The organism is Psychroserpens sp. S379A, assembly GCF_049800755.1.
Taxonomy (GTDB): Bacteria; Bacteroidota; Bacteroidia; order Flavobacteriales; family Flavobacteriaceae; genus Psychroserpens.
In genome coordinates this window covers 440,733-466,395 of record NZ_JBNAFQ010000002.1, presented here as the reverse complement: position 1 = coordinate 466,395, position 25,663 = coordinate 440,733, and the positions used below count along the sequence as shown (strand labels likewise).

The window sequence follows — 25,663 nt, the reverse complement described above, 5'->3', positions numbered from 1 at the left end:
TTAGAGGTTAGATATACATCTAACTCAATTTTAATTTAATGTAAATTCTCTTTTTAATTTGTTTAGCTTATTAGCAATGCTAGCATTATATTGAATATCTCCAACACGTAAAATGAAACCACCAATAATGCTTTCATCTACAATATTTTCTAGCTCAACAGATTTGCTTGTTAGCTCTTTGATTTTAGCCATCACTTTGATTTCTAAATCATCAGTCATTGGAACTGCAGTTGTTACAGTAGCTTTTTCTATACCAATATGAGCTTCGTACAACTCATTATACTTACGAGCTACATCTGCAATAGTATCAATTCTGTTATTATCAACTAATACATCAAATAATTTAGATGATAAGGTGTTTAACTTTGGAAACACTTGATTTAAAATCTGTTTCTTCGTGTCTTGCTTTGCAATAGCATTTTTTAATGCTAAATCAAGATCTGTATTTTCAGATACAGTTTTTGCAATTAGCTTCATGTCATTATAAACAGCTTCAGTAGATTTTTGATCTACAGCTATACTTAAAACTGCTTTTGCGTAACGAATTGCTGCTCTTGTTCCTGACATAATCTATTAGTTTAATGTCGCTTCACCTAACATTGACTCTACCAATTTGATTTGTTTGTCTTTGTTAGAAAGTTCTTCACGTACTACTTTTTCTGCAATATCAATTGAAAGGTTTGCCACTTGTGATTTTAATTCGGCAATAGCAGCTTTCTTTTCTGTTTCAATAGATGCTTGCGCTTGTGCTATTAGCTTTCCTGCTTCTTCTCTAGCATCTTCTTTAGCGTCTTCAATCATTTTGTTTTTGATATCACGCGCTTCTTTTAACATTGCTTCACGCTCAGCTCTTGCTTCTTTTAAAAGCTTTTCGTTATCAGCCTGAAGGTTTTGCATTTCAAGTTTAGCTTTTTCAGCTGCGTCTAAAGCGCCTTGAATACCTTCTTCTCTTTTTTCTACAGCATTAAGAATAGGTTTCCAAGCTACTTTTCTTAATAATAATACTAATCCAATAAATAACACTAATTGCCAGAAGAATAACCCTACTGAAAACTCATTTATCAACTTTTCCATTTATATCTATAGTTTTTAATAAATATTTAATTTTAAAAAACAGCTTTAACCAACCGTTAAAGCTGTTTTTTGTGTTTTAAACTGCAAATAATGCAGCAAATCCAATACCTTCAATTAAGGCAGCAGCAATTAACATTGCTGTTTGAATTTTTCCAGAAGCTTCTGGTTGACGTGCAATAGCATCCATTGCGCTACCACCAATTTTACCGATACCTAAACCTGCACCGATAACAATTAAACCTGCTCCTACCATTACTGGAATTTCCATAATATATATATTAAAAATTAAACATTCATTTTTAGTGGTCGTGGTGTTCTTCAACAGCCGAACCGAAATATAAAGCAGATAACATTGTAAAGATATATGCTTGTAATGCGGCAACTAATAGCTCTAACAATGCCAATGCAAATGCAAGTCCAAACGATAGAGAACTACCTAACCAGTTTTTAAATATAAACATTAACCCAATGATGCTCATTAATACTATATGTCCTGCAGTGATGTTTGCATATAAACGAATAAGTAATGAGAATGGTTTAATGATTGTACCTAATAATTCTATTGGTGCTAAAATTATTTTCATTGGCACAGGAACACCAGGCATCCAAAAAATATGCTTCCAATAGTTTTTGTTGGCTGTAAATGTTGTTAGCACATAAGTGATTAAAGCTAGTGCCAGTGTTACAGCTATATTGTTTGTTACATTAACGCCTAATGGTGTTAAACCTAATAGGTTAATAATCCAGATAAAGAAAAATACCGTTAACAGATAAGGCATGTATCTTTTATATTTTGCTTTTCCAATGTTAGGAATGGCAATGTCATCTCTAATGTATAATATAATTGGCTCTAAGAAACGACCAAAGCCTTTAGGCATGCCTCCAGTTTTATACTTTTTAGCCATACGACTAAACATAAAAAACATCAATACACTTACAGCAAAAATGGTAAACACGTTTTTAGTAATTGAAAAATCTAACGGCTTAGCATTTGTTGGGTGATGTTCGGCATCATAATTAATGGTGCCTTCTGCATCGGTTTTATATATTTTGTTATGGTAAAGCTTATAATAATTTCCGTTTACTTCGGCTACTGTTTCACCATGATGAAACTTTGAAGATGAAAACACCTGCAATCCATTATCCCATAAAATTACTGGTAATGGAAAGCCAATATAAACATGTTCTCCATTCTCATTAGTGTAAGAGTATAAGCTAAAATCATAGGAATCTAATAAGTGATGGTCTATGTATTCTTTAATCTCTTGCTTTATTCCTCCAGTTTCATTTTTTTGGTCTCCATTAGCAAAAGACATAAACGACACTAACAGAAGTAGTAAACTAATTTTTTTAAACGAATTTTTTCTTTGCATATCACTTAATTAATAGTGGCCTAAAAATCGCTGCAAAGGTATGTTTTTATCCCAAAAACAAAAACTATTTTTTGCTTTATTTTAATTGATTGTTTTTTTGCTATACTAAAGTTGTATCAAGTTTATTTAATATTTTAGAAAGTGTTATTGTTTCAAGAATTAATGACACGGTGTATGGTACAAAAAACGTAATAAATTCAAGTTTGCTCAACTCACCGTCAGTATTGAAAAAAGGGTAAAAAACTAAAAAAAAGACAGCAAATTTTAAAAGACTTCCACCCATGAATAAAAACCCCAATTGGCTTTTAAATTTTTTTCTGAATTTGTATAAAAACCCTACTACAAGTAACGCAAAAAGTGCATTTACCCAATAACACATTAAAATTTTGTTTTCAAATAACGGTAACTCATTAAAGTACAACAATGTTAAATGTGTTATAAAAACCACACCTAAAATCCCTATTAAAAGAACAAAAAAACGAACTATTGGGTGTATCATTTATTATTTAATTTGTTAAGTTGTTTAATTACAATATATAAGGATAGAGTAACACCTAGTAAGGTGCAAATAATGATAAAAAGTTTTTGATTATTGTTATAAGTAACATCTAACCATTTACCTAAAAGCACGAACAAATAAATAGTTGCTCCCATTTGTATTGCTACACCAGAGAGTATCGCAGCATTTTTAAGTGGATTGTCCTTTTTTTGGTTATTCTCCAGTTTGCGTTGATTTTTGAATAGTGGGTTGTTGTCCTGTTCTTGAGCCATTATTAAGTTCTTTAATAGCGCCTTTCATAGAGCATGTTGCATTAAATGTTGCTCCAGGCTCAACTGCCAATTTACCAACAATAACTTCACCTTCAACATGAGCAGACGATTTTAAAGATAAGGTATCTGATAGTAATAGTTTGCCAGAAAATTTACCTTCAATGTCAGCATTAGCACTTTTAAGTGTTCCGTTTATAATTCCTGTTTTACCTACAACAACTTTTCCTGGAGTTTTTATATTGCCTTGAATAGAGCCTTCAATTCTAAAGTCGCCTTCACTAATAATATCACCAGTAATTGTAGTTCCTTTAGCAATAGTGTTTTGCTGTGAAATTGTTTCTGTTGCCATTTTTCCTGTTTTTTTATCTGAAGAAAACATAGGGTTTTGTTTTATTGAGATGCTAAATAATCATTTAAATTTTTGTGCCTCTGTACGATTTCGTAGTTAGGCGAAGAAATGGAATAAAAATCGTGAACAATTTTGTGCTTATTTTCTTCAAGTATTTCTGCAAAACCCGAAGCACCTTGAGCACTTTTTAATCCGTGAACTACTACAAAAGTAATGTTCTCATCATAAACATCAATTGATGTTGTTAAATCAAAGTAGGTTACCTTTGAAACTGCTTCATTCAGCTTTTTTACAAATTCATTAATTTCTTCTGTTTGATTAGCTTCAAAAGGATATAAAACATTAAAATGTTTCGCATCATTATCATCAACAAATTCTTTCTTTGCTAAAACAGGAATCACATCTTTTAATATTTCTTCAGCTCGTTTTCCTTCTTCAGAATTAGGATAAGTTAAGGCAATATAATTTACACCTTCTTTGTATGCTTCAAAACCATATAAACGTCCTTTTGCAGAGGCTTTTAATATTTCGAATTTGGGAACTATGGGATCGCCTTCAAACTTAGTGATGTTTACTTCTGCAGCAGAAATAACTTCAGCGTAGTCTTGATTATTGAATTGCTCATAGAGGTTTTCATAAATACTTTCAGGACTGTTTTCATCTTTAGCAAATTCTGAAGACGGGTTCAATAAAATTTGTGCATATCTAGAATCTGGATGGTTAGAAACAATGTCGTTTTTCATAGCTTCTGCCTTACTATCTAGACCTAATTCAACATAAATTTTATACAAGTTATATTTTGAAGGCAATATTAAACGCTCTTCAGGATTGCTCAATAATAGCTTTTCTAATTTGTCTTGAGCCAACTCAAATTCTTTAAACTTTTCTTTGTAGATAGAACCCAATTGATAGTAAGCGAAATTTCGCTCTTTACTAATACTGTCAATGACTTTTTGATCTGAAGGAATTTGAGAAATATAAAATTCTGGATTAAACATCTCTTCATCTGAAGCTGAATCATCAACTTCTCCAGATTGTAAATTTTTAGCTTTGTTAATAGACTTACTTGAAAGTCTCCAATTATCTCTAAGCTCTCGATCTCCCCAAATTTTTACAAATTCGTTTTTTCCAAACGATTTTGTAGTTTGATTATAAAAATAAAATTCCTGTTTTCCGCTATTTGCTTTCGGGTTTGCTCTTTGCGATTTTCCAACTTTATTATTATCTATCGTTGCCAATCCAGAGTTTTTTCGTTCGGCAGCTTCTTGTCTTTCTTTTTCTGCTTCAGCTTCTGCCTTAAGATCATTTGTGTATTCTGTAAAAATTGCTAAGCGATCTGCATCAGACAAACTTACTAAGTTTAAGATACTATCGTTAACTTGAGCTATGTCTTCGTAAAGAATAACATCTTCTAAATTTTCTCGCTTCTTTTTAATGATTCGATACGGTTTTGAATTTAATTTTTGATTGGTCATTGTACTATCATAATAAGCACCTGCAATCCTATAATTAGCATTGTCAAAATTCATATCACCAAGTGTTGCGTAATCAAGCGCTCTTAATTGCTTGTCTCCTGTATTGGTTCGCAATGACTTGTTGTAGTAGGCCATTGCTAATGAATCTGAAGTATTAGCTCTGTGATATTCTGCAATACGATAGTAAATTTTATCAAGGTATGGACGATTTTCACGATTCTCTTCAAGGTCTGTTAAATACTCCTCAAACTCAAGTTTATCGCCATTTTCCATATCAAAATTTGCGGCTTTCGCAAGATGTGCATTCACATAAAATGGTCTTGGAATTTTGCGATGCATGTCGATAATTTTATCGAACACTAAGTTGGCACTATCTTTATGCCCAAACTCATTATATAACTGACCAATAATAAAATTATATCGTGCTTCTTCTCGTTTTCTTTTTGTGAATTCGGCTGCTACTTTTAATTGTGTCAAAGCACTGTCTTTTGCTTTAATGTTGATATAAGCTTGTGCCATCATAGCTGTTGCATCAGCTAAATCTTGGTCTTCTAATTCTTCTTGGTCTAAAAGACGTTTTAAGTTTTTAAGTGCTAGTTCGTTGTTTTCTAAGCGAATGTTTGTTTTCTCTCTCCAAACTTTAGCCGTATTAATTTTATCGCTTGCAGGATATTTGTATAAAATATAATTGAAGGCTTCTAAAGCTGGAATAAATCGTTGATCAAAATAACGTGCTTCTCCTAAAAGTAAATACGCTTCATCAATTTGCGGATTATACTCTTTGCCCTTAATATTCATACCATGCTTTTGAACAGCTTTGATTGCTTTTTCTTCAGCACGTTCAAAATCTTGGTTTCTAGCTTGGCCTGGAAAAAAAACATCTTCAGAGACTTGCATACGTTCTACAGGAAGTAGTTCCCAAAAATTATCGGTTGCAGCATTATCTACTGTTTCTCGACCTTTTTCGAGTGCGATATAACCGTTGTAAAGAATGTTGTATTTAGTTCCTAAAGCGTGGAAATTTCTATTTATAATAGTGTTGTTTTTTCGCGAACAACTCGTTACGAAAAGCACTGCAAAACAGATAGATATTATAATTTTAAACGATGTATTCAACGTGGTTGTATTTGGTTAAGTATAACTAAAAACGACTACAAATATTATGTAATGCTGTAAAAATAAGCATCTTTTTGAATTATCGTCTAAAAATACATGCTTTTTAGATGATGCGTTTTGGCTTAAACTAGCTCAGAACCTGCAAAATGTGCTTCTAATTCTTTTAAAGTAGCTGCACTTGTTGCCAAATCTTTTACTACTTGTCCTTTTTCTAAAACCACAATACGTTCGCAAACATCTGTAACATGAAGCAAATCATGACTAGAAATCAATATTGTAACACCTTGCTTTTCGGCTAAGTTCTTTATAATAGCTTTAAGTCTAATTTGAGTTGTTGGATCTAAGTTAGCAAAGGGTTCGTCTAAAATAATAACTTCAGGATTACCAATAAGTGCAGCTACAATTCCTGCCTTTTTTTGATTTCCTTTACTTAAATCGCGTAAGTACTTTTTCTGATTTAAAATTTCACCATGGAAAAAATCTGAAAACTGAGCGACTAAGGCATCAACATCTGCTTTATTTTGTCCGCGAAGTTCACCAATAAAATAAAAATATTCTTCAGCAGTAAGGTAACCTATTAAAAAACTCTCATCAATAAAAGACGAGGTAAATGGCTTCCAATCTTCACTTTCATGAACCAAAACATTATTGTTTTTAATATGTCCTGTTGTTGGTTGGATTAGATCTAATAATAAACTAAAATATGTCGTTTTTCCTGCGCCATTATTACCTACTAAACCGAAGCTTTGACCTTTGGGAATATCTAGGTTTTCTATATTTAGTACAGTAATGTCGTTATATGCTTTTGAAAGGTTAGATGTTGTGATCATGATGATTGTAATGGTTAAATTTTAATTAAGGTTTTTCGGCAAAAGCTGCAATGGTTTTGTACTTCCCTTTTTGGTAGATGCTTTCGATATAGCTGAAAATTTGATTTTTAAATACGATTCCTAAAACACCACTTAAAGCAATGGCAATTAAACCTGCTTCAAAATTAATGAGCTTATAAGGAACATAAAATAATAGCATTGGCAACAAAATTTTAGGCATTGCAATTAGCATTTGTGTTGGATTAAATCCGTTGGTATTACTAAAGGCTTTTGCTTTTACGTTCAATTCAATTGGAACGCGATTTAGTGCACCTCCAAACAAGGTGATAAATGAATTTAGTCCAACATTAAATAAAGCTCCAGCAGCAATCATTCCGAAGATATCCCAACCAAAATACAAATATGGAATACTTAATATAAATGAAAGTATAACTGCAAATACCATAAGATACCATTTAGATTCTAAATATTGTCTGTAAGGAATGTTTTGACTCATTAGTAATTTATAATATTCGCTATCCCAAGATGGCACTAATTGACCAAAACTCATTAAAAAACCACCTGTTACAAACATAGATGCAAAAGCTAAAAATGCAGGCATGTCTTTATAAGCATCTTGTGTGTAAAAAATCAAGCCATAAAACAAGAATAAAAACGACATCATCAATACTTGTTTTGGTCTCGCGTTTCGCCAAATGAGTTTGATGTCATTTTTTAAGAAAGGTGCAACACTTCCAAAGCGATCCATCCAAGATAAATCGGTTGCATTCACTTCTTTTATTTTTTTAGAAACCGCATCATCTAAATAGAACCCTTTTCTAATGTAAATAAAGTTGGCATAATACAATCCAACAACTAACAACAAAGGAATAATCATTAAATAAGGTTGATTATACAATGCATTAAAAGCAATCCCAATTGGTTTTGAAATAGCAAAAATGCCATAGTATTCTAATCCTATAAATCCGAAAAGCAAAGTGGTAATGATGTAAAAAATCGTATTGTTCTTATTGATTAAAAAATTGAGATAATTTACCGATAGTGTTAAAAACACGATAGATAAAAACCAACACAATACATTAACAACAGCATAACCTTTCACCAAAAGCACAATACAAAATGGCAAAAAGAGAAAAATGGCTAAGAAATTAAAAAACGAAAGGCTTGTTTTTCCTAGTAAATAATGAATCACTGTGTTTCGTTTGATAGGAATGGTCATTAAAGGCTTCACATTCATTACAGGTAATTGCTGCATAAAAAACCTAAAGACCATTTCAAACAAAAACCAATAAATAATAAAGTTGTTTACAGTTTCAATAGGATCTACTTCAGGAATAGCCTTTTTAGCAATAAAAAATAAGCCTACGCCAAGCATAAGAGCTGCACCTCCAAAATATAGAGCTGCAAGAACTAATAAGATTTTAATGGCTATTCCTTTTTGAAAATACGACGCTCTAAAAAATTGTTTCCACTCTAAGCGAATAAAATGTTTAATCATGGTAATGGTTAATTTGATAGATTAGTATTCTAAAATTTCATTTTGTTACACATTATGTTTCTACTGCTTAGTATTAGGCCAAGCGTTTATACTGTTTTCTGTAGTCGTTTATGATATGAAAAGTTAATTGCAATAACACCACAGAAACTGTAATTATAGTCGCTACCAAAACTATAATAACCCAATAATTTGTATGATCAGATTCTAGCTGACTTTTAAATATTGTTCTTGTCAAGTTTAACATCTGAAAAACTATCATATAAACAAACGCTATACGTTCTATACCAGAAAATCTAGAGATTTTAAATGCTCTAAGTGAACCAAAATAAACAACCAAAAATGGAACTATAGAAAACAAAGGAAACCAAGAACCAATAACAAGTAATTGTTGACGATCAATTGAAGGAAAGAATTGATAGCCTAAAACAAGTAATATTATAAAAAGCATTATATTTTGAGGTTTTAAAAGAAGCTTAACCAAACGTTTAAAAATAGATTTATCTACGTCTCTTATAAATTTTTTATTATTCTCTAATAAGTTGGCTTTATTTTTAACCATGTAGTTTTTAAAAATAGTATAGAAATCATTCGTGTTTTCATGTTTCATTTTTGCTTCAATAGCTGAAGCCACATGATCTGTCATTTCCATTCTAATGTCTGCATAATACACATCTGAATGTTCTAAATAATTTTCAATAAACTGAATTTGTTCTTTAGTGAGTTTTTCCATTATTCAAAACGAGGCTTTAGGTTAACTAATGCTTGCATTGTTTTAATATAGTCTTGGAGTTCAATTAATTTATGAGTTGTTTCTTTTTGTCCTTCATCGGTAAGTTTGTAATACTTACGCAAACGGTTATCAACTCGTTTAAGTTCGACATCAAGAAACCCTTCAGCTTCCAATTTATGTAAAGCAGGATACAAAGCGCCTTCGGTAATATTCAATTCGCCCTTTGTGAGTTCTTTTACTTTTTGAGTGATTTCATAACCATACATTTTATCACGCTCTTGCAAAAGCTTCAATATTATTGTAGTCAAACTACCTTTATAAAGTTTTGTATTTGCCATATTTCAAATATACATAATATTCTTATGCATATATTTTTTAGGTATTAAATTTTATAAAATGTTTAGTCTTATCCATTCACTGTTCTTATTTTTGAAGTCCTATTAATAAGCTGTTATAAATAGGTTATAATTTTTAATTTGATAACATAACTATGTCACAATTTCATTCCTTAGCCATAAAACATATCGATCGAATTACAGACAAATCTGTAGCCATTAGTTTCGATGTTCCAGAACATTTAAAATCTGCTTTTTCTTTTAAAGCTGGACAATACATTACCTTAAAAACAACAGTTAATGGTAATGAAGTTAGACGTGATTACTCCTTGTGTTCGTCTCCAAAAAGTGGCGAACTTAAAGTGGCTATTAAAGAAGTTAAGGATGGTACTTTTTCATCTTATGCAAACCAACAACTTAAGGTTGGTGACATTTTAGAGGTTGCTACACCAAATGGTCGTTTTATTTTTGAACCAAACGACTCTAAAACCAAACACATTGCTGCCTTTGCTGCTGGAAGCGGAATTACTCCTGTGTTAAGTATTGTAAAATGTGCTTTAGAAGAAGAAGTGCAAAGTCATGTTGTCTTAGTCTATGGAAACAAAACCACAAAAGACACGATGTTTTTAGATGAGTTGTTACAATTACAACATCAATATAGTGACCGATTATCCATTCAGTTTGTGTTTAGCCAATCTCAAGAGAACGACGCTGTTTTTGGTAGAATTGAAAAAAGCACTGTGAATCTAGTGGTAAAAAATAAATACAAACATCTTGACATTGATGCTTTCTACCTTTGCGGACCAGAAGGCATGATTCATACCGTTAAAGATGTTTTAGAAGAACACAATATTGATAACAATACTATTTTTTATGAATTGTTTAAAGCCTCAAAACCTGAAGCCATTCCAACGGCTAATATTGCTAGTGGTTTTACCGAAGTGACTGTACTTTTAGACGATGAGACCACAACTTTTGAAATGCCGCAAAAACAAACCATTTTGGAAGCTGCATTAGATAAAGATATTGATGCGCCTTATTCTTGTCAAGGTGGAATTTGCAGCAGTTGTATAGCTAGAGTTACAGAAGGAGAAGCAACTATGCGACAAAATAATATTTTAACAGATGGCGAATTGGCTGAAGGCTTAATTTTAACCTGTCAGGCACAACCAACTACTGAAAAAATCACGGTAGATTATGATGATGTGTAAAGCTTAAAAAGTGATTTTCGTCTGATAAATTTACTTTTAAACCCAAATACCTGACGCTTTGTCGAATAATTAAAAGTTATTCCTACAATAATTTGATGCTAAAATTTAAACAAAATACATTAGCAATCAATTAAGATGCTATTTTCATTTGGGATTATCTAACGGCTCTTAATTAGAGCCTTACTCTTTTGAGTGAGGCTTTTTTATTTCAGAATTGTTTTGGCTTTATCGATAATAAGTTCTGGAGAAATAGAACGAAACACCTCATCATATCCTTCTGGAAATGAATTGCCATACACCGAAGTTGGTATTTTTGGAAATTTACTTCTGTCTGCTAAAACCGCATTATTTTCATCTTGATGAAACGGATAAAATCCTGCAAAAGGATGTGTAACTCCCCAAACTGTTAGTACCTTTACGCCTTGCATAGCAGCCAAATGCGCATTACCAGAATCCATAGAAATCATTAGTTTTAAATTAGAAATAACATCTAATTCATCATCAAGACTTAATTTACCTGAAAGATTAATGACCTGATTATTTTTTGATGCAATGTTTTCTAACTGATTTGCTTCGTTTCCACGAGCTCCAAACAAAAGGATGGTATAATCTTTTGAAAGGGCTTCAATAACAACTTCCATTTGTGACAATGGATACATTTTTCCTTTAAATGCTGCAAAAGGAGCAATACCAATCATTGGTGTTGCTTCTGATTTTAAAAAATGTAACGGTTTTTGACTTAAAGTCGCTGGTTTCAAAAATACAGGATTAGACAAATTAACAGGACAACCTAATGCTTCAAAAACATCTGCATAACGTTGATGTGTAGATTTTAAGGGTTCAAATTTTTCACCAGAAACCAAGGCTTTTTTTTCAGCTCGTCCTTTATCAATTTGAACGACTTTTTTTCCGAAGAAAAAGAACTTCAGTATCTTAGTTCTTAAGACATTGTGTAAATCTGCAACACAATCAAAATTTGTTTTTTTAAGCAATGTCGATAATGCATACAATCCGAAAATTCCTTTATGCTTTCCTTTTAAGTCTGCTCCAATAACTGAAGCATTGGTCACATCTCTAAATAAAGGTTTAAAAGCTGCTTTTGTAACTATTGTAAGTTTAATATTTGGATATTGCTCAGTAAACGCTCTTAACACAGGAACAGTCATAGCAACATCTCCCATTGCAGAGAAACGAATGACTAGGATATGTGTTAATGGTTTTGACATAATGAATTATCATGTCATCTTGAGCGCAGTCGAAATATCTTTAAAGTGAGATTCTTCAACTCCAACACGTGTTGGAATGTTCAGAATGACAATCTGAGTTTATTTTTGAGAACGCAACACTGGGTTCAGTTCGTCGTCGTTGTACATTTTCATTTGCTTGTATACTTTCATATACTTATCACCTTTACTAATATCATCTAAAAGTGTATCAATAGCAGTTGATAAATCGACACGTTGTTCAAGCAAAACATCTAGTTTTTTCTGACAAGCAGCACGATGAGCATCTGAAGCGTCTGTTCGAGTAGCTTCTTCATTCATGTGATAGATTTTAAGTGCTAAAATTGATAGTCTGTCAATTCCCCAAGCAGGACTTTCGGTATTAATTGTAGCATCTGGTTTTGCAGTGACATCTTTATATTTATCCAAAAAATAACTATCAATAAACTCAACCATATCTGTTCGATCTTGGTTAGAAGCATCGATTTGACGTTTCAACTTTAAGGCAGCAACAGGATCAATTTGCGGATCACGAATTATATCTTCATAATGCCATTGCACAGTATCTATCCAACATTTTCTGTATAATAAATGCTCCAATAAATTCGAGTCTTTATCATATACGTTAGTAAACGGTTGATCTACAGTGTTAATGATGTGATATTTTTCAATAACATCTTGAAATATTTTATTAGCCTTTTCTGAAAACATAATGTGTAAATTTAAAGTGCAAATATAGAAGTTATTATTAACTTTATCTTCTTTAAAACACGACATACTATGCACATTCATAATCTAACTAAAAACAATTCAATTTTAAATTCTTTTATGGCTGAAATTAGAGATACTAACATTCAGCAAGACCGAATGCGTTTTAGAAGAAATATTGAACGTATTGGTGAAGTTTTAGGTTATGAAATGAGTAAAACTTTAGAGTTTAAATCTAAACTCATTCAAACTCCTTTAGGTGAAAAAGTCAGTCATATCTATCAAAATGATATTGTGTTGTGTTCTATTTTAAGAGCTGGTGTGCCATTGCATAACGGATTATTAAATTATTTTGATGATGCTGAAAACGCGTTTATTTCGGCATATAGACATCACAAGCATAATCCTGAAACTTTTGAAATTGTGGTTGAATATTTGGCTTGTCCAGATTTAAATGGAAAAACACTTATTCTTGCAGATCCTATGCTCGCCACAGGACAATCGATGGTTGCTACTTTTGAAGCCTTAAAACCTTTTGGAACTCCTAAAGACATTCATCTCATTAGTGTTATTGGTGCTCAAGCTGGTGTTGATTTTGTAAACTCGCATTTTGATAGCGATTCGCATTTATGGATTGCAGCTGTAGATGAACAATTAAACGACAAAGGTTATATTATTCCTGGTTTGGGAGATGCAGGCGATTTGGCATTTGGAAAAAAACTACAACAATAAAGTAATAATTGGTGTTAAAATTAATACCCAAAGTAAACTTTCTTTAAACCATTTTTCTGAAACGACCTCTAAATAATTCGTCATTATTATTGCTAATGGTGCAAAAAGAAAAATAAATTCACTTCCACTTTTATTAGGAGATACGATTATTATTGCTAAACTAAGGACTGCTGCAATTACTATTAAAGAAAATGAAGGTCGAGAACTCTTGGTTTTTGATTTAAGATTTTTGATATAATAAAAAAGCGACCAAGCTCCAAAGGATAATAAAACTGTAGCGCCTATAATAATTCGTTTAGAATTCAATGAACTAAAATCAAAACTTAGGTCTATGAGTTTATCAAAAAAATCATAAATCTCAATATTTGTAATAATCATATAAGAAACTGCAATAATGGCAACGGTTGCAATTCCTATAATTGGAATAACCCAATTCTTTATATCAGTAATAATAAATACAATTAGAGCAGCTACAATCAATATGTAAAATAATATAGCCCAAAAGTATAGCAAAGACGCAATGGTTATCCAAAATGCTGCGTCAAAGAGTTTCTTTTTTATATCCTTTTTGGACCTAAGACTAATAATGCGTCTTAAAGCTAAAAGAATAAATAAATTAGCAAGAAGTATTTTAGAATTCAGAAGTACTTCGGGTAAAACAGCAATAAAAAGAACATATAATAAAATTTTGTAGCTGTTATTTTTAGTAAGGTTGTTTTTATTTACAAGAAAGTCAAATACAAAAATCGAAAACAAGCAAATCCCAAACAGGAGAACTTGTTTGACAATTAAAAGTGTATCACTTTGAGTGTCAAGTGCCATATACTTAGTGATAGCAAAAATGATAAGAAGAAATACACTTACTGCTACAAAGTTTATGGGTTTAGACTGGCTAAAAAAATTAGATATCATTAATTAAGCTAAAACGTAAAAAGTAAACACTATTGTTCGGGTTTATTTCAATTTTAAGTTGAAAAAATGTAATTTTGCACTGTAAATATATAATTTAAACCTACAACAGTATAAATTTTAGACTCATGAAAGATTTTTTTTACGCTATACAGGATTTGTTTGTAAACATATTATTTGCTCCATTTGATGCTTTAAGAGTACTTGAACTTGAAGATTGGTGGACTGCAAATTTCATCTCATGGTTATTTATTGTTATAGGTTTTGTAGCCTTTACGTATTGGATGCTTGAGTTGAAAAAATACAATGCTAAAGGAGAAGAAGATAAGAGTATTACATCACACTCTTACTTATAAATCGAAACCAATATCCTTGCGATAATACATCTTATCAAAATGTAATTCATTTATATTTTGATAAGATTTTTTTATGGCTTCTTCATAAGTATTCCCATAAGATGTCATTGCCATAACTCGACCTCCAGACGTAACAACCTTGTCATTTTTTAAGGTTGCACCTGCGTGAAACACCAATGAATCTTTTACAGCATCTAAACCAGAAATTTCTTTCCCTTTTTCGTAAGCTTCAGGATAGCCACCAGATACTAACATGACTGTTGTAGCAGCTCTTTGGTCTATTTCTAAATCGATCTCATGAAGTCGTTCTTCAGAAATTGCTTTAAAAATCTCAACTAAATCTGTTTTAAGTCTTGGCAATACAACTTCGGTTTCTGGATCTCCCATTCTTACATTATACTCTATTACTTTGGGCTCATCTCCTACTTTAATCAAACCAATAAATACAAATCCTTTATAAGGCAAATTGTCTTTTTGTAATCCGTTAATTGTAGGTTTAACAATACGTTCTTCAATTTTATTTAAAAATGTTTCCGTAGCAAAAGGTACAGGAGATATTGCTCCCATTCCTCCTGTATTTAAACCTGTATCACCTTCACCAATTCGTTTGTAATCTTTTGCTGTTGGAAGTATTTTATAACTTTTCCCATCGGTTAGCACAAAGCAACTCAACTCAATACCATCTAAAAATTCTTCAATCACAACTTTAGAACTTGCTGTGCCAAATTTAGCATCAAGTAGCATGTTTTTTAGTTCAGATTTTGCTTCGTTTAAATCATTCAAAATTAAAACACCTTTACCTGCTGCTAGTCCATCGGCTTTTAAAACATAAGGAGGGTTTAAGGTTTCTAAAAACGCATAGCCTTCTTCAACGTTTGAAGCATTAAAACTTTGATAAGCAGCTGTAGGAATATTATGTCTATATAAAAACTCTTTAGCAAACTCTTTACTACCTTCTAATTCAGCAGCAGCTTTTTGCGGACCAATTACAGCCACATCTTTAAGTTGGTCATCATTAATAAAGAAATCATGAATGCCTTGTACTAAAGGATCTTCTGGTCCTACTACAATCATTTCTATTTGATGCTCTATAACTGCAGATTTAATAGTTTCAAAATCTGTAACTTTAATCTCTAAATTTTTAGCAACCTCAAGAGTTCCCGAGTTTCCAGGAGCTACGTAAAGTGAGTTACACAAAGGGCTTTGAGCAATTTTCCAAGCGAAAGTATGCTCTCTTCCGCCAGAACCAAGAATTAAAATGTTCATGTAATGAATTGTTTGCACAAAAATAATTGGTTTTGACTTGAAAAAACAATTATTTTACACAAACCTTAATTGTATTTAAAAATCTTGCGATTATTTGATTTAACTCTAAAAATGAATGGCTTTCCAATTGATAAGGCTAAACTTGCTTTGTCAAAAATTCAAGGCAAATCTGAGACAGATTTTGAGAGTTATATAAAAGATCAAAGAACAAACATTGTTAAGCATCATTTACAACATTCGTCGTTTTACAAATCACATGGTTCTGCCATACAATTAGGAGATTGGGACACTGTGCCAATTATGACTAAATCTCATTTACAACAACCACTCGAGCTTCGTTTATCTGATGGCTACACAACATCTAATGTATATGTTAATAAAACCTCTGGCTCGTCTGGTGATCCTTTTATTTTTGCTAAAGATAAATTTTGTCATGCTTTAACTTGGGCTGTTATTCAAGATCGATTTCATTGGTTTAATTTAGATTTTAATCACTCAAAACAAGCGCGTTTTTATGGGATTCCGTTAGATAAAAAAGGCTATTATAAAGAGCGCTTTAAAGATGTTTTGAGTAATCGTTTGCGGTTTTCTGTATTTGATTTAAGTGATACTGCATTTGAAAAACTACTTATAAAATTTAAAACCACTTCGTTTGATTACATTAATGGTTACACAAGTGCTATTGTTCAGTTTGCTAAATTTTTACAACGGAAAGATATTGTTTTAAAAGAAGTTTGCTCGTCTTTAAATGCGTGTATTGTTACTTCAGAAATGCTATTTGACGATGATAAAGCATTGCTTGAAAAACAATTAGGAGTTGCAGTAATAAATGAATATGGAGCTTCAGAGCTTGATCTCATTGCGTTTCAAAACAAGAGAGGTGAATGGCAAGTAAATAGTGAGACTTTATTTGTTGAAATTTTAGACCAAAACAACAAACCCTTACCTTATGGAGAAGAAGGTCGTGTTATCGTAACGTCTTTATACAATAAAGCGCATCCCTTTATTCGTTATGATATTGGTGATATTGGAATGCTTTCAAAAGCTAGTACAAGTAAAACACCTGTTCTTGAAAAACTAATCGGTAGAACGAATGATATTGCGATCTTACCAAGCGGAAAAAAAGCAGCTGGCTTAACCTTTTATTACATTACTAAAACACTTATTGAAGATGATGGCAACGTTAAAGAGTTTATTATCGAGCAATTAAAACAAGACACATTTAAAATCATTTATTCTAGTGATGATGAATTGTCAAAAGAAAAGGTTTCTCTTATTACCAAAGAAATGGAGCGCTATTTAGAATCTGGAATTGAAATCATTTTTCAAAGAGAAAAAGAATTGCAACGCTCAAAAAGTGGAAAACTAAAACAGTTTACATCAAAGGTTAAACAAAATTCTTAATGAAAGACGTTCTTATTATAACAAGTTATTTTCCTCCTGAAACTGGAGCAGCTTCTAATAGAATTTTTCATTTAGCTGAAGGTCTTAAATCACATGATTTTAATGTTTCGGTATTAACACCTTTACCAAATTATCCTACTGGAGAAATCTTTAAAGATTACAAAGGTAAATTTAAACACAGCTCATTAGAAAACGGCGTTTTAGTACATAGACTTTGGATCTATGCGAGCAATTCAAAAAACAAACTATTACGATTAATAGCGATGTTATCTTATAGTTTTAGCCTGGCTTGGTTTTTTATATGGCATAAAATCCCAAAAACAGTAATCGTACAATCGCCACCTTTACTTGTTGCTTTTACATGTATGTTGTGTCTTAAATCTAAAAAGCGTCACCTTATTTTAAATGTGAGTGACCTTTGGCCAATAGCTGGTTTAGAATTAGGTGCTTTTAAAAAAGGATTTAGTTATAAAATGTTAGAACGCATAGAACATTTTAATTATAAACGAGCTAATTTAGTATTAGGACAAAGTGAAGAAATATTAACACATATAACATCTATTTATCCAAACAAAAGCACTTTTTTATATCGTAATTATCCTGAATTTGAAAGTCCAGAATTGAATTACAAACCCTCTGAAGGGAAGTTAAAAATCGTTTATGCAGGATTGCTTGGTATTGCTCAAGGCATTTACAAATTGTGTCAAGAATTAAACTACGAAAACATTGAGTTTCATATTTATGGTTCTGGAGCCGAACAATCAAAAATTGAAGCATATCTCTCAAGTCATCCTGAATTACCTATCATATATCATGGTCAAGTATCTAGAAATGAGCTGCACAATGTTCTTTTACAATATGACATCACTATTATACCTTTATTGAAACGTGTTTATGGTTCTGTGCCTTCTAAAATTTTTGAGTATGCTAAACTTGGATTGCCTATGTTATATTTTGGAGGAGGAGAAGGAGAACATGTGATAAACACATACGAGCTTGGTTGGATTGCTGAAGCTGGAAATTACAGTGAGCTTAATACGGTTATTGCTTCAATAACACCTAAAATGATAGATCTAAAAAAACGTCAAGAGATTATGAAAAAAGGCCAAATAGAATTTGACTTCAAATCACAATTAACACAGTTAAAAGAACAACTCTAGTAGGCTTTATCTTCACCTTTAATTGCGTTTACAAATGTTTTTGTGATAATCTTAAGATCTAAGAGTAAAGACCAGTTTTCGATATAAAAAATATCATATTTTACACGTCCAATAATATCTTTATCAGTTTCTACTTCGCCTCTAAAACCACTAATTTGGGCTAATCCAGTAATGCCAGGTTTAACAAAGTGCCTTACCATAAATTTATCTATTTTTTTAGCATACATGTCTGTATGACTTACCATATGTGGACGTGGACCAACCACAGACATATCTCCAAAAAGCACATTGAAAAATTGAGGCAACTCATCTATACTTGTTTTTCTAATAAAACGACCTATTTTAGTTACTCTTTGGTCTCCTCTAGTCGCTTGGTACAAGTGAGCATCTTTATTAGGAGTCATCGATCTAAATTTATAACAGTCAAATTCCTTGTAATTAAACCCATTTCTAGACTGTTTGAAAAACACAGGTCCTTTAGATTCTAGTTTAATTAAAATTGCTATTAAAGGAGTTAGCCATGACAATAAAAAAATAATTACTAAACTTGAAAAGACAATATCAAAAACTCGCTTTATAACTGTATTAAGCGGTTCTTCTAAAGGAATATCTCTTAACGTTAAAATTGGTATATAATCATAATACTCATATTTTAATTTCTTAGAATATATCTCTTTATTATCTGGTAAGAATTTTAATATTTTTAAGTTGTTATCGGCAAAATCTGCAATATCATTAATTTGACTGTTAGAAAGTTCAGAGATTGAACAGTAAATCTCATCTATAGCTTCATCTTTTATATATTGAAAACATTTTTCTAAATCTGTCTTTTTGCGATCTTTAAAATCGAATGTTTTTTTATGAATATATCCATATTCTGGATTTTGAGTAAAAAAGTTTTCTAAAGCTAACGTTTTTTTATTTGCACCAAAAATGACAGTTTTTCTATAATTTCCACCCAAAGACATTCTATACTTTTGAAGTAGATAATACAATGCAAATTTGAATGAAATAATTAGTAAAAAACTAATTAAAACATATTTAAAAACTGTTATTGGATAGATACTTAAATTGTGATAAAAACCAACAAACGCAAAAATTATTAAGGTAAAAAGTACCATTTGTCTTAGCGATAAGGCAAAAATAGTAACTTCTCTTGTGTATCTATACACTTCATAAAACCTTGAAGAGATAGACAAAACAATCCAAGATACAGATACAAAAACAATAAAGGTTTTAGGCTCTATATCTACAAAAAAATATAAGATTGCCAGTCCATTAATAATACTTAAATCAATTAAGTACGAAATTGGTCTTAAATACCCTGAATATCTTCCTTGTTTAAATAAGCTCAACTTATATTTTTATATGTTTAGAAAAATCTCTATGCTCACTTCTGTATAACTCTTCATGCGAAAGCCCTTTAAAATAATCGAAGGTTTTTTTCATTCCTTCTGCTCTTTGAACTTTAGGTTCCCATTGTAATAATTGTCTTGCCAAACTAATATCAGGTTGTCTTTGCATTGGGTCATTAACTGGTAAATCTTTGTATATAACTTTTTGATTTGTTTGAGTTAGTTTAATAATTTCCTCAGCAAAATCTCTTATTGAAATTTCATTTGGGTTACCAATATTAACTGGATATACATAGTCGCTAAACAGTAATTTAAAAATTCCTTCGACCTGATCATCAATGTAACAAAAAGAACGTGTTTGAGAACCATCTCCAAATACAGTAAGGTCTTCTCCTCTTAAGGCTTGTCCCATAAATGCTGGAATAACTCTTCCGTCGTTTAGTCGCATTCGTGGACCATAGGTATTAAAAATACGTACTATTCTTGTTTCAATACCATGAAATCTATGATAAGCCATGGTAATTGACTCTTGAAATCGTTTGGCTTCATCATAAACTCCTCTTGGACCAATAGTATTAACATTACCATAATAGTCTTCTGTTTGAGGATGCACTAATGGATCTCCATAAACTTCAGAGGTTGATGCAATGAGCAATCTTGAATTTTTAGCTTTCGCTAATCCTAACAAATTATGTGTTCCTAAAGATCCCACTTTTAGAGTTTGTATAGGTATTTTTAAGTAATCTATTGGACTTGCAGGTGAAGCAAAATGTAAGATGTAGTCTAACTCACCTTCAATAGTTATGTGCTTTGTAACATCATGCTCTATGAAATCAAAACTAGAATTGTTCTCTAAATGCTTGATGTTTTTTGAATCTCCAGTTATAAAATTATCCATTCCAATAACATGAAAACCTTCAGCCAAAAAACGATCACATAAGTGTGAGCCTAAAAAACCAGCAGCTCCAGATATAAGTACTTTCTTTTTCATTTTTAAACACTTTTTCTTCCTATAGATGTGTAATTAAACCCTTCGTTTTCAATGTCTTTAATATCATATAAATTTCTTCCATCAAAAATTACAGGCTCAAGCATAAGCTTTTTTAACTCAGAAAAGTTTGGTGTTCTAAATATACTCCATTCTGTACAAATAATCAATGCATCTACACCGTTAACTGTGTCGTACATATTTGAAGAATAGTTTAATTGATCTCCATATTTCTTTTTAACGTTAGGCATGGCTTCAGGATCAAAAACATTGAGCTTTGCTCCTAGCTCAAGTAACTTGTCAATCATATACAATGCAGGTGCTTCTCTAATATCGTCAGTTTCTGGTTTGAAAGCCAATCCCCAAATTGCAAATGTTTTGCCTTTTAAATCATTATTGAAATACGATGTGATTTTAGGAATTAAAATTGTTTTTTGATTACTGTTAACCTTTATTACAGAACTTAAAATCTCAAAATCATGGTTGTGTTCTTTTCCAGATTTGCGAAGTGCTTTGACATCTTTAGGAAAGCATGAACCACCATAACCAATACCAGGAAATAAGAACCGTTTTCCAATTCTAGAATCTGTTCCCATGCCAATTCTAACTTTATCGACGTCTGCTCCTACTTTTTCACAAAAATTTGCAATTTCATTCATAAACGTAATTTTTGCTGCTAAAAAGGAATTTGCTGCGTATTTTGTAAGTTCAGCCGAACGTTCATCCATAATTAAAATTGGGTTTCCAGATCTTACAAATGGTTTGTATAGTTTATTCATAAGCTTGGTTGCTCTCTCTGAACTTGAGCCAATAACAATACGCTCTGGCTTTAAAAAATCGTCAACAGCAAAGCCTTCGCGTAAAAACTCTGGATTTGATACGACATCAAATTCAACATTGGTTTCACTTGAAATTGTAGCCTTTACTTTATCTGAAGTTCCAACAGGAACCGTACTTTTATCGACTATTACTTTATATTCTTTTATGTGCTTTCCTATCTCTTTTGCGACTCCCAAAACATAAGACAAGTCAGCTGAGCCATCATCATCTTCAGGTGTTGGTAACGCTAAAAATATAATTTCTCCATGATCTAAGCCTTCATTTAAAGATGTAGAAAACTTGAGCCTGTTGGCTTTAATATTTCTTTCAAATAACACATCTAAATGTGGTTCATAGATTGGTACAATGCCTGATTTCATTTGCTCTACTTTAGCTTCGTCGATATCAACGCATATAACTTCGTTTCCTGTTTCTGCTAAACAAGTTCCTGTAACTAAACCAACATAACCTGTTCCTATTACTGATATTTTCATGTTTTTTATACTATTATATTTTATTCTTTAGCTCGTATTTTATTCTTTTGAAAATCTGTTCTATAAAATATGCAACTCATAATCACAAACAAAAACACACCTCTGTGTACCCATAAAAAAGACTCTGTAAAAAAAGTCATTATCATTAAAAAGTAAAACATGAGCATAAAAAAAGACTTTGCTTTAAAAGACTTTTTTAATCCTGTGCCTAAGATTACTAATAGAGTTAACAATCCAAATATGCCTAATTCTGCAAGAATTTGAGCATACATATTATGATAATTATAACCATAATAGCCATGATAGGTGTTAAACGCAAGATGTCTTTCTCTTAAATTTTCTCTAGATGCAAATAAACCAAATCCTTTCCAAAAAACATTATTTTCTTCAATTTGTTCTTTTAAATTTCTTAGTTGCAATAATCTAATAGATGTTCCTGTCCATGGATAAATCTTATTGAATTTTTCTCTATTTAGAACTTCTTCAAAATTAGTCGTAGTTTCAACCAATACTCGCTTTACGACTTCTCGTGAAGTGAATGTGATAATTACGATTGATACTAAAACGATTCCAATTGCTTTAGGAGATTTTAAGGTGCTTCTCTTTTTATAAAAAACAAAATATAGGATATTCCCAAGAAGAAAAGTAGCAATTATAGTTTTTGATGACAGTAGTAAAATAAAAATAAGCAACAACAAAAGACCAATATAGTCTATGCGTTTTTTGATTTTTTTAGATAATATAAAAAAGTAGCTTAGCGAATAAAACACAGAAACATAAATTGCATTTAGGTCTAAAATCTCAACAAAATCATGATATGTAAAAACTGAAGAGTTGTTAAACTTAATATAGTTTACAACTGCTACAATTAAGAAAAATATACCTAATAAAATATTAGAAACAGTAAAGCCATTCAATATTACTTGAAAGGATTTAAAAGTAAGTTTAGGAATGGTAGTAAACACTATTGGAACCAACAAAAAAACAGATAGCCTTCCTATTCCTTTTATGGTTAATGCTTGATCAACTGTCCAAAAATAAGATACACAGCAAAGTATATAAAGTATGCACGAAAGAAGCAAAAATAAATTTGGTTTGAATGTAATTTTGTTAATAATCGCATTTCTTATAGCAAACAAACAAAATACCACTAAGGCAATACTACTAGGTGCATAACCTATAAGAATTGTAGATAATGTTAACATTAATAAATAATGCAAAAAACTATCATGATTAATAATGGATTCTATTTTACTTTTTACATTCATAGAAAAAGTTTAAATACGCATTATTAATTATGTTCCAGCTAAAATATTTCTCAATATCATTAAAACAGTTTTCAACTTTATCTAAATGTTCTTTCTTATCGATATTGTCTAAGCAATCTTTAACATGTTGTGGTGTTTTAAAGTAAAGCGCATTGTTATTTAAAATCGATTTGTTAAACTGATTGTCATTAGCAATAATGAATGCTTTTGAAGACATTGCCTCTAACAATGACGGATTTGTTCCACCAACTGAGTGACCATGAAAATATAAATTTGAATAATATCTTAAGTTGTTAAGCGCATTTAAATCATAAATCCCTCCAACAAAACGAATATTTTTATGGTTTTTGAACTTGTTTTTTAAGTGTTTTCCAAAGGCATTTACATCATGCTTTCCAACCACTAAAAATGGTGATTTACTAGTTGCTAAAGCAACACCATCTAAAATGGTTTCTATATTGTTTTCTGGCTCTAAACGAGCAATAAGCATGTTATATGAATATGGTTGTACATTATATTCTGAAAGCGCTTTAGAATTTGGGGTTTTAAACTGTTCTGCTCCATAAGCTATATATTTTGAATTTACGCCATAAGTCTCTTTTAAATAATTTTGAATTCCAATAGAATCAGCAACCAAAAAGTCACTCGATTTGACACCTAAACGCTCAGCGTATTTTAAAAACTTTTGCACTTTTTTTGAATATTTAGAACGCTTCCATTCTAAACCATCCATATTTGTAATAATAATTGGTTTTTTTGGTAATAATTTATACCAAATTGTACTGCTTGTATAGCCTAATTGAAGTAAAATGTCGAAGTTTCTTTTTCGCGAATCTAAGATGCAGTTTAGATCATAAATAAATTGACCTGGTGTTCCTATCTTATCTTCAGGATCGTAACAATGAATAATATTTACGCCTTTAAAAGTTTTTTCTTGAAACGGATGCTTGTTTGAATTGTACACATAAACCTCATGGTTTTGTTGAGCTAGGTATACTGAAAAGAATTCAGCAAACTGTTCAAATCCTCCATGATAATTTGGTATGCCTCTAGTGCCTAAAATTCCGATCTTCAATTTATCCTTTATCATCTAAAATTAAACTTTTTAGCTTTTGAGCTGTTATGCTCCAATTATATGTTTTTTTAATACAGTTCGCAATTTTTATTAACTCATTTTCTTGATGATTTTTACTTAAATACTCTTCAATTTTTGTTTTTATTGCTTCTTTAGAATTGGCATCAAAAAATCTATCTTCAAAAAAGAAAAAGTCCTTCATGGCAGTTGAATGAGAACAAATTGTGGAAGTTTTAAGAACTGCACTTTCTATTGGTGGGATTCCAAACCCTTCGCAAAGAGAAGGAAAAACAGCTAAAGTAGCTGCATTATAAAACTTAATCAAATCTACATTAGGAATGTCATTAAGCTTTAATAGTTTGCCTTTTGATAGTTGTGAAACCTCATCGATTAACTTAAAAAGTTCTTCATCTTTAAAGCTTTCCTTGCCTATAAGGACTAAACTAATTCCTTGTTCCCAAAGCTTTAGTTCTTGATATGCTTGAATTAGTTTTTCGTGATTTTTTCTTGGTTCTATTCGGCTAACATATACAATAAAGCTATCTAAACCATATTTTTTCTTTAGATAGTTTTTGTCGTCTAATTTATCGTGATTATCAATGTATTTACTGTTAACTGCATTTGGAAGCACTTCAATTTTTTTATCAGCAATATTAAAATTTTCCTTAATTCTTCTAGCCGAATAGTTAGAAACTGTTGTGACAATATTTGCTTTAACAGCAGAACGCTTAAATAAAAACGTATTAATAAGTTTATATTTTAAAGGGAAATATTGAGGGAAATCGATAAATAACACATCATGAATAGTAACGATGTAATTGCATTTTTTATTTAAAAAAAGAGGTAAGTAATAATTAAAATGAGCAAAATCAAACTTGTTCTTCTTAATTATTTTAGGTATTTCATATCCTAATCGTATGTATTTGTTTCTAGACTTTAACTCAATAAACTTAAAATTGGGTTGGTTACTAAATTCTGTCTTTAAATTCTCAACATCATTTGCTGCTAAAAATATTTGTAGTTCAGAAGGTGTAACATCTATTGTTTCATAGATTCCTTTCATGAACGTTCTTATTCCTTGATGGCATTCATCAAAGGTGTGTGCGTCAACAAATAGTGTTTTAGTCATTAAAAAGTATCATTT

General features: G+C 31.1%; 27 protein-coding genes. 5 read left to right on the top strand and 22 right to left on the bottom strand.

Annotation, left to right across the window (positions count from 1 at the left end; translation table 11 throughout):
- Positions 1–30: 30 nt before the first annotated feature.
- The 12 genes from atpH to ACP15M_RS06830 all read right to left on the bottom strand — a co-directional run bounded on the left by atpH (position 31) and on the right by ACP15M_RS06830 (position 9,554).
- Positions 31–567 carry an ATP synthase F1 subunit delta gene (gene atpH / locus ACP15M_RS06885; protein WP_425076451.1) on the bottom strand — a complete coding sequence of 179 codons (537 nt, stop codon included), beginning with the start codon at positions 565–567 and terminating at the stop codon, positions 31–33.
- A 6-nt stretch (positions 568–573) separates the two neighbouring features.
- Complete coding sequence (locus tag ACP15M_RS06880; protein WP_425076450.1) at positions 574–1,074, bottom strand: F0F1 ATP synthase subunit B; 501 nt, start codon at positions 1,072–1,074, stop codon at positions 574–576.
- Positions 1,075–1,150: 76 nt separating this feature from the next.
- Positions 1,151–1,342, bottom strand: coding sequence for an ATP synthase F0 subunit C (gene atpE / locus ACP15M_RS06875; protein ID WP_425076449.1), 192 nt, complete (start codon positions 1,340–1,342; stop codon positions 1,151–1,153).
- 31 nt (positions 1,343–1,373) lie between these two features.
- Positions 1,374–2,447, bottom strand: a complete 1,074-nt coding sequence (gene atpB / locus ACP15M_RS06870) for a F0F1 ATP synthase subunit A (protein WP_425076448.1) — start codon at positions 2,445–2,447, stop codon at positions 1,374–1,376.
- A gap of 100 nt (positions 2,448–2,547) precedes the next feature.
- The gene (locus ACP15M_RS06865; RefSeq protein WP_425076447.1) at positions 2,548–2,946 is read right to left on the bottom strand and encodes a DUF6168 family protein; all 399 of its coding nucleotides are present in this window, start codon (positions 2,944–2,946) and stop codon (positions 2,548–2,550) included.
- Complete coding sequence (locus tag ACP15M_RS06860; RefSeq protein WP_425076446.1) at positions 2,943–3,218, bottom strand: AtpZ/AtpI family protein; 276 nt, start codon at positions 3,216–3,218, stop codon at positions 2,943–2,945. The genes ACP15M_RS06865 and ACP15M_RS06860 overlap by 4 nt, the downstream gene beginning before the upstream one ends.
- Positions 3,160–3,597 (bottom strand): bactofilin family protein, encoded by a 438-nt coding sequence (locus tag ACP15M_RS06855; RefSeq protein ID WP_425076445.1) that lies wholly within the window; start codon positions 3,595–3,597, stop codon positions 3,160–3,162. Before ACP15M_RS06855 ends, ACP15M_RS06860 begins: the two co-directional genes overlap by 59 nt.
- A gap of 11 nt (positions 3,598–3,608) precedes the next feature.
- Positions 3,609–6,158: a tetratricopeptide repeat protein gene (locus ACP15M_RS06850; protein ID WP_425076444.1), complete on the bottom strand. Its 2,550-nt coding sequence runs from the start codon at positions 6,156–6,158 to the stop codon at positions 3,609–3,611.
- Between the two features lie 122 nt (positions 6,159–6,280).
- On the bottom strand, positions 6,281–6,988 hold the full coding sequence (locus ACP15M_RS06845; RefSeq protein WP_425076443.1) for an ABC transporter ATP-binding protein: 708 nt from the start codon (positions 6,986–6,988) through the stop codon (positions 6,281–6,283).
- Positions 6,989–7,013: 25 nt separating this feature from the next.
- Positions 7,014–8,486 (bottom strand): DUF5687 family protein, encoded by a 1,473-nt coding sequence (locus ACP15M_RS06840; RefSeq protein ID WP_425076442.1) that lies wholly within the window; start codon positions 8,484–8,486, stop codon positions 7,014–7,016.
- Positions 8,487–8,559: 73 nt separating this feature from the next.
- Positions 8,560–9,216 carry a hypothetical protein gene (locus tag ACP15M_RS06835; protein WP_425076441.1) on the bottom strand — a complete coding sequence of 219 codons (657 nt, stop codon included), beginning with the start codon at positions 9,214–9,216 and terminating at the stop codon, positions 8,560–8,562.
- Positions 9,216–9,554, bottom strand: a complete 339-nt coding sequence (locus tag ACP15M_RS06830) for a PadR family transcriptional regulator (RefSeq protein WP_425076440.1) — start codon at positions 9,552–9,554, stop codon at positions 9,216–9,218. The genes ACP15M_RS06835 and ACP15M_RS06830 overlap by 1 nt, the downstream gene beginning before the upstream one ends.
- A gap of 152 nt (positions 9,555–9,706) precedes the next feature.
- Here ACP15M_RS06830 and ACP15M_RS06825 point away from each other — a divergent pair, with 152 nt between their 5' ends.
- Positions 9,707–10,762: a 2Fe-2S iron-sulfur cluster-binding protein gene (locus tag ACP15M_RS06825; RefSeq protein ID WP_425076439.1), complete on the top strand. Its 1,056-nt coding sequence runs from the start codon at positions 9,707–9,709 to the stop codon at positions 10,760–10,762.
- Between the two features lie 203 nt (positions 10,763–10,965).
- Here the strand turns inward: ACP15M_RS06825 and ACP15M_RS06820 are convergent, their stop codons facing one another.
- A complete protein-coding gene (locus tag ACP15M_RS06820; RefSeq protein WP_425076438.1) occupies positions 10,966–11,988 on the bottom strand; it encodes a glycosyltransferase family 9 protein in 1,023 nt (340 codons plus the stop codon).
- Positions 11,989–12,087: 99 nt separating this feature from the next.
- Positions 12,088–12,696, bottom strand: a complete 609-nt coding sequence (locus ACP15M_RS06815; protein WP_425076437.1) for a DUF4254 domain-containing protein — start codon at positions 12,694–12,696, stop codon at positions 12,088–12,090.
- A gap of 69 nt (positions 12,697–12,765) precedes the next feature.
- On the opposite strand from ACP15M_RS06815, the gene upp reads away from it, so the two are divergent.
- Positions 12,766–13,425 carry a uracil phosphoribosyltransferase gene (gene upp, locus ACP15M_RS06810; RefSeq protein WP_425076436.1) on the top strand — a complete coding sequence of 220 codons (660 nt, stop codon included), beginning with the start codon at positions 12,766–12,768 and terminating at the stop codon, positions 13,423–13,425.
- Here upp and ACP15M_RS06805 read toward each other — a convergent pair.
- Positions 13,414–14,337 carry a DUF6427 family protein gene (locus ACP15M_RS06805; RefSeq protein WP_425076435.1) on the bottom strand — a complete coding sequence of 308 codons (924 nt, stop codon included), beginning with the start codon at positions 14,335–14,337 and terminating at the stop codon, positions 13,414–13,416. The genes upp and ACP15M_RS06805 overlap by 12 nt on opposite strands.
- A 125-nt stretch (positions 14,338–14,462) precedes the next feature.
- On the opposite strand from ACP15M_RS06805, the gene ACP15M_RS06800 reads away from it, so the two are divergent.
- Positions 14,463–14,690, top strand: coding sequence for a DUF6341 family protein (locus ACP15M_RS06800; RefSeq protein ID WP_425076434.1), 228 nt, complete (start codon positions 14,463–14,465; stop codon positions 14,688–14,690).
- Here the strand turns inward: ACP15M_RS06800 and purD are convergent.
- A complete protein-coding gene (gene purD, locus ACP15M_RS06795) occupies positions 14,685–15,956 on the bottom strand; it encodes a phosphoribosylamine--glycine ligase (RefSeq protein ID WP_425076433.1) in 1,272 nt (423 codons plus the stop codon). The genes ACP15M_RS06800 and purD overlap by 6 nt on opposite strands.
- A gap of 111 nt (positions 15,957–16,067) precedes the next feature.
- Here purD and ACP15M_RS06790 point away from each other — a divergent pair, with 111 nt between their 5' ends.
- The gene (locus ACP15M_RS06790; RefSeq protein ID WP_425076432.1) at positions 16,068–17,360 is read left to right on the top strand and encodes a phenylacetate--CoA ligase family protein; all 1,293 of its coding nucleotides are present in this window, start codon (positions 16,068–16,070) and stop codon (positions 17,358–17,360) included.
- Positions 17,360–18,520 carry a glycosyltransferase family 4 protein gene (locus tag ACP15M_RS06785; RefSeq protein ID WP_425076431.1) on the top strand — a complete coding sequence of 387 codons (1,161 nt, stop codon included), beginning with the start codon at positions 17,360–17,362 and terminating at the stop codon, positions 18,518–18,520. The genes ACP15M_RS06790 and ACP15M_RS06785 overlap by 1 nt, the downstream gene beginning before the upstream one ends.
- On the opposite strand, the gene ACP15M_RS06780 is transcribed toward ACP15M_RS06785, so the two are convergent.
- Genes ACP15M_RS06780 through ACP15M_RS06755 form a run of 6 tightly spaced genes read right to left on the bottom strand, consistent with a single transcriptional unit; the run spans position 18,517 to position 25,648 of the window.
- A complete protein-coding gene (locus tag ACP15M_RS06780; RefSeq protein ID WP_425076430.1) occupies positions 18,517–19,875 on the bottom strand; it encodes an undecaprenyl-phosphate glucose phosphotransferase in 1,359 nt (452 codons plus the stop codon). The two genes, ACP15M_RS06785 and ACP15M_RS06780, sit on opposite strands and share 4 nt — an antisense overlap.
- A gap of 1 nt (position 19,876) precedes the next feature.
- Positions 19,877–20,866 carry a UDP-glucuronic acid decarboxylase family protein gene (locus ACP15M_RS06775; RefSeq protein ID WP_425076429.1) on the bottom strand — a complete coding sequence of 330 codons (990 nt, stop codon included), beginning with the start codon at positions 20,864–20,866 and terminating at the stop codon, positions 19,877–19,879.
- Positions 20,867–20,868: 2 nt separating this feature from the next.
- On the bottom strand, positions 20,869–22,176 hold the full coding sequence (locus ACP15M_RS06770; RefSeq protein WP_425076428.1) for a UDP-glucose dehydrogenase family protein: 1,308 nt from the start codon (positions 22,174–22,176) through the stop codon (positions 20,869–20,871).
- 20 nt (positions 22,177–22,196) lie between these two features.
- Complete coding sequence (locus ACP15M_RS06765; RefSeq protein WP_425076427.1) at positions 22,197–23,444, bottom strand: O-antigen ligase family protein; 1,248 nt, start codon at positions 23,442–23,444, stop codon at positions 22,197–22,199.
- Complete coding sequence (locus ACP15M_RS06760) at positions 23,428–24,534, bottom strand: DUF1972 domain-containing protein (protein WP_425076426.1); 1,107 nt, start codon at positions 24,532–24,534, stop codon at positions 23,428–23,430. The genes ACP15M_RS06765 and ACP15M_RS06760 overlap by 17 nt, the downstream gene beginning before the upstream one ends.
- Positions 24,521–25,648, bottom strand: coding sequence for a glycosyltransferase family 4 protein (locus tag ACP15M_RS06755; protein ID WP_425076425.1), 1,128 nt, complete (start codon positions 25,646–25,648; stop codon positions 24,521–24,523). The genes ACP15M_RS06760 and ACP15M_RS06755 overlap by 14 nt, the downstream gene beginning before the upstream one ends.
- Between the last annotated feature and the right edge of the window lie 15 nt (positions 25,649–25,663).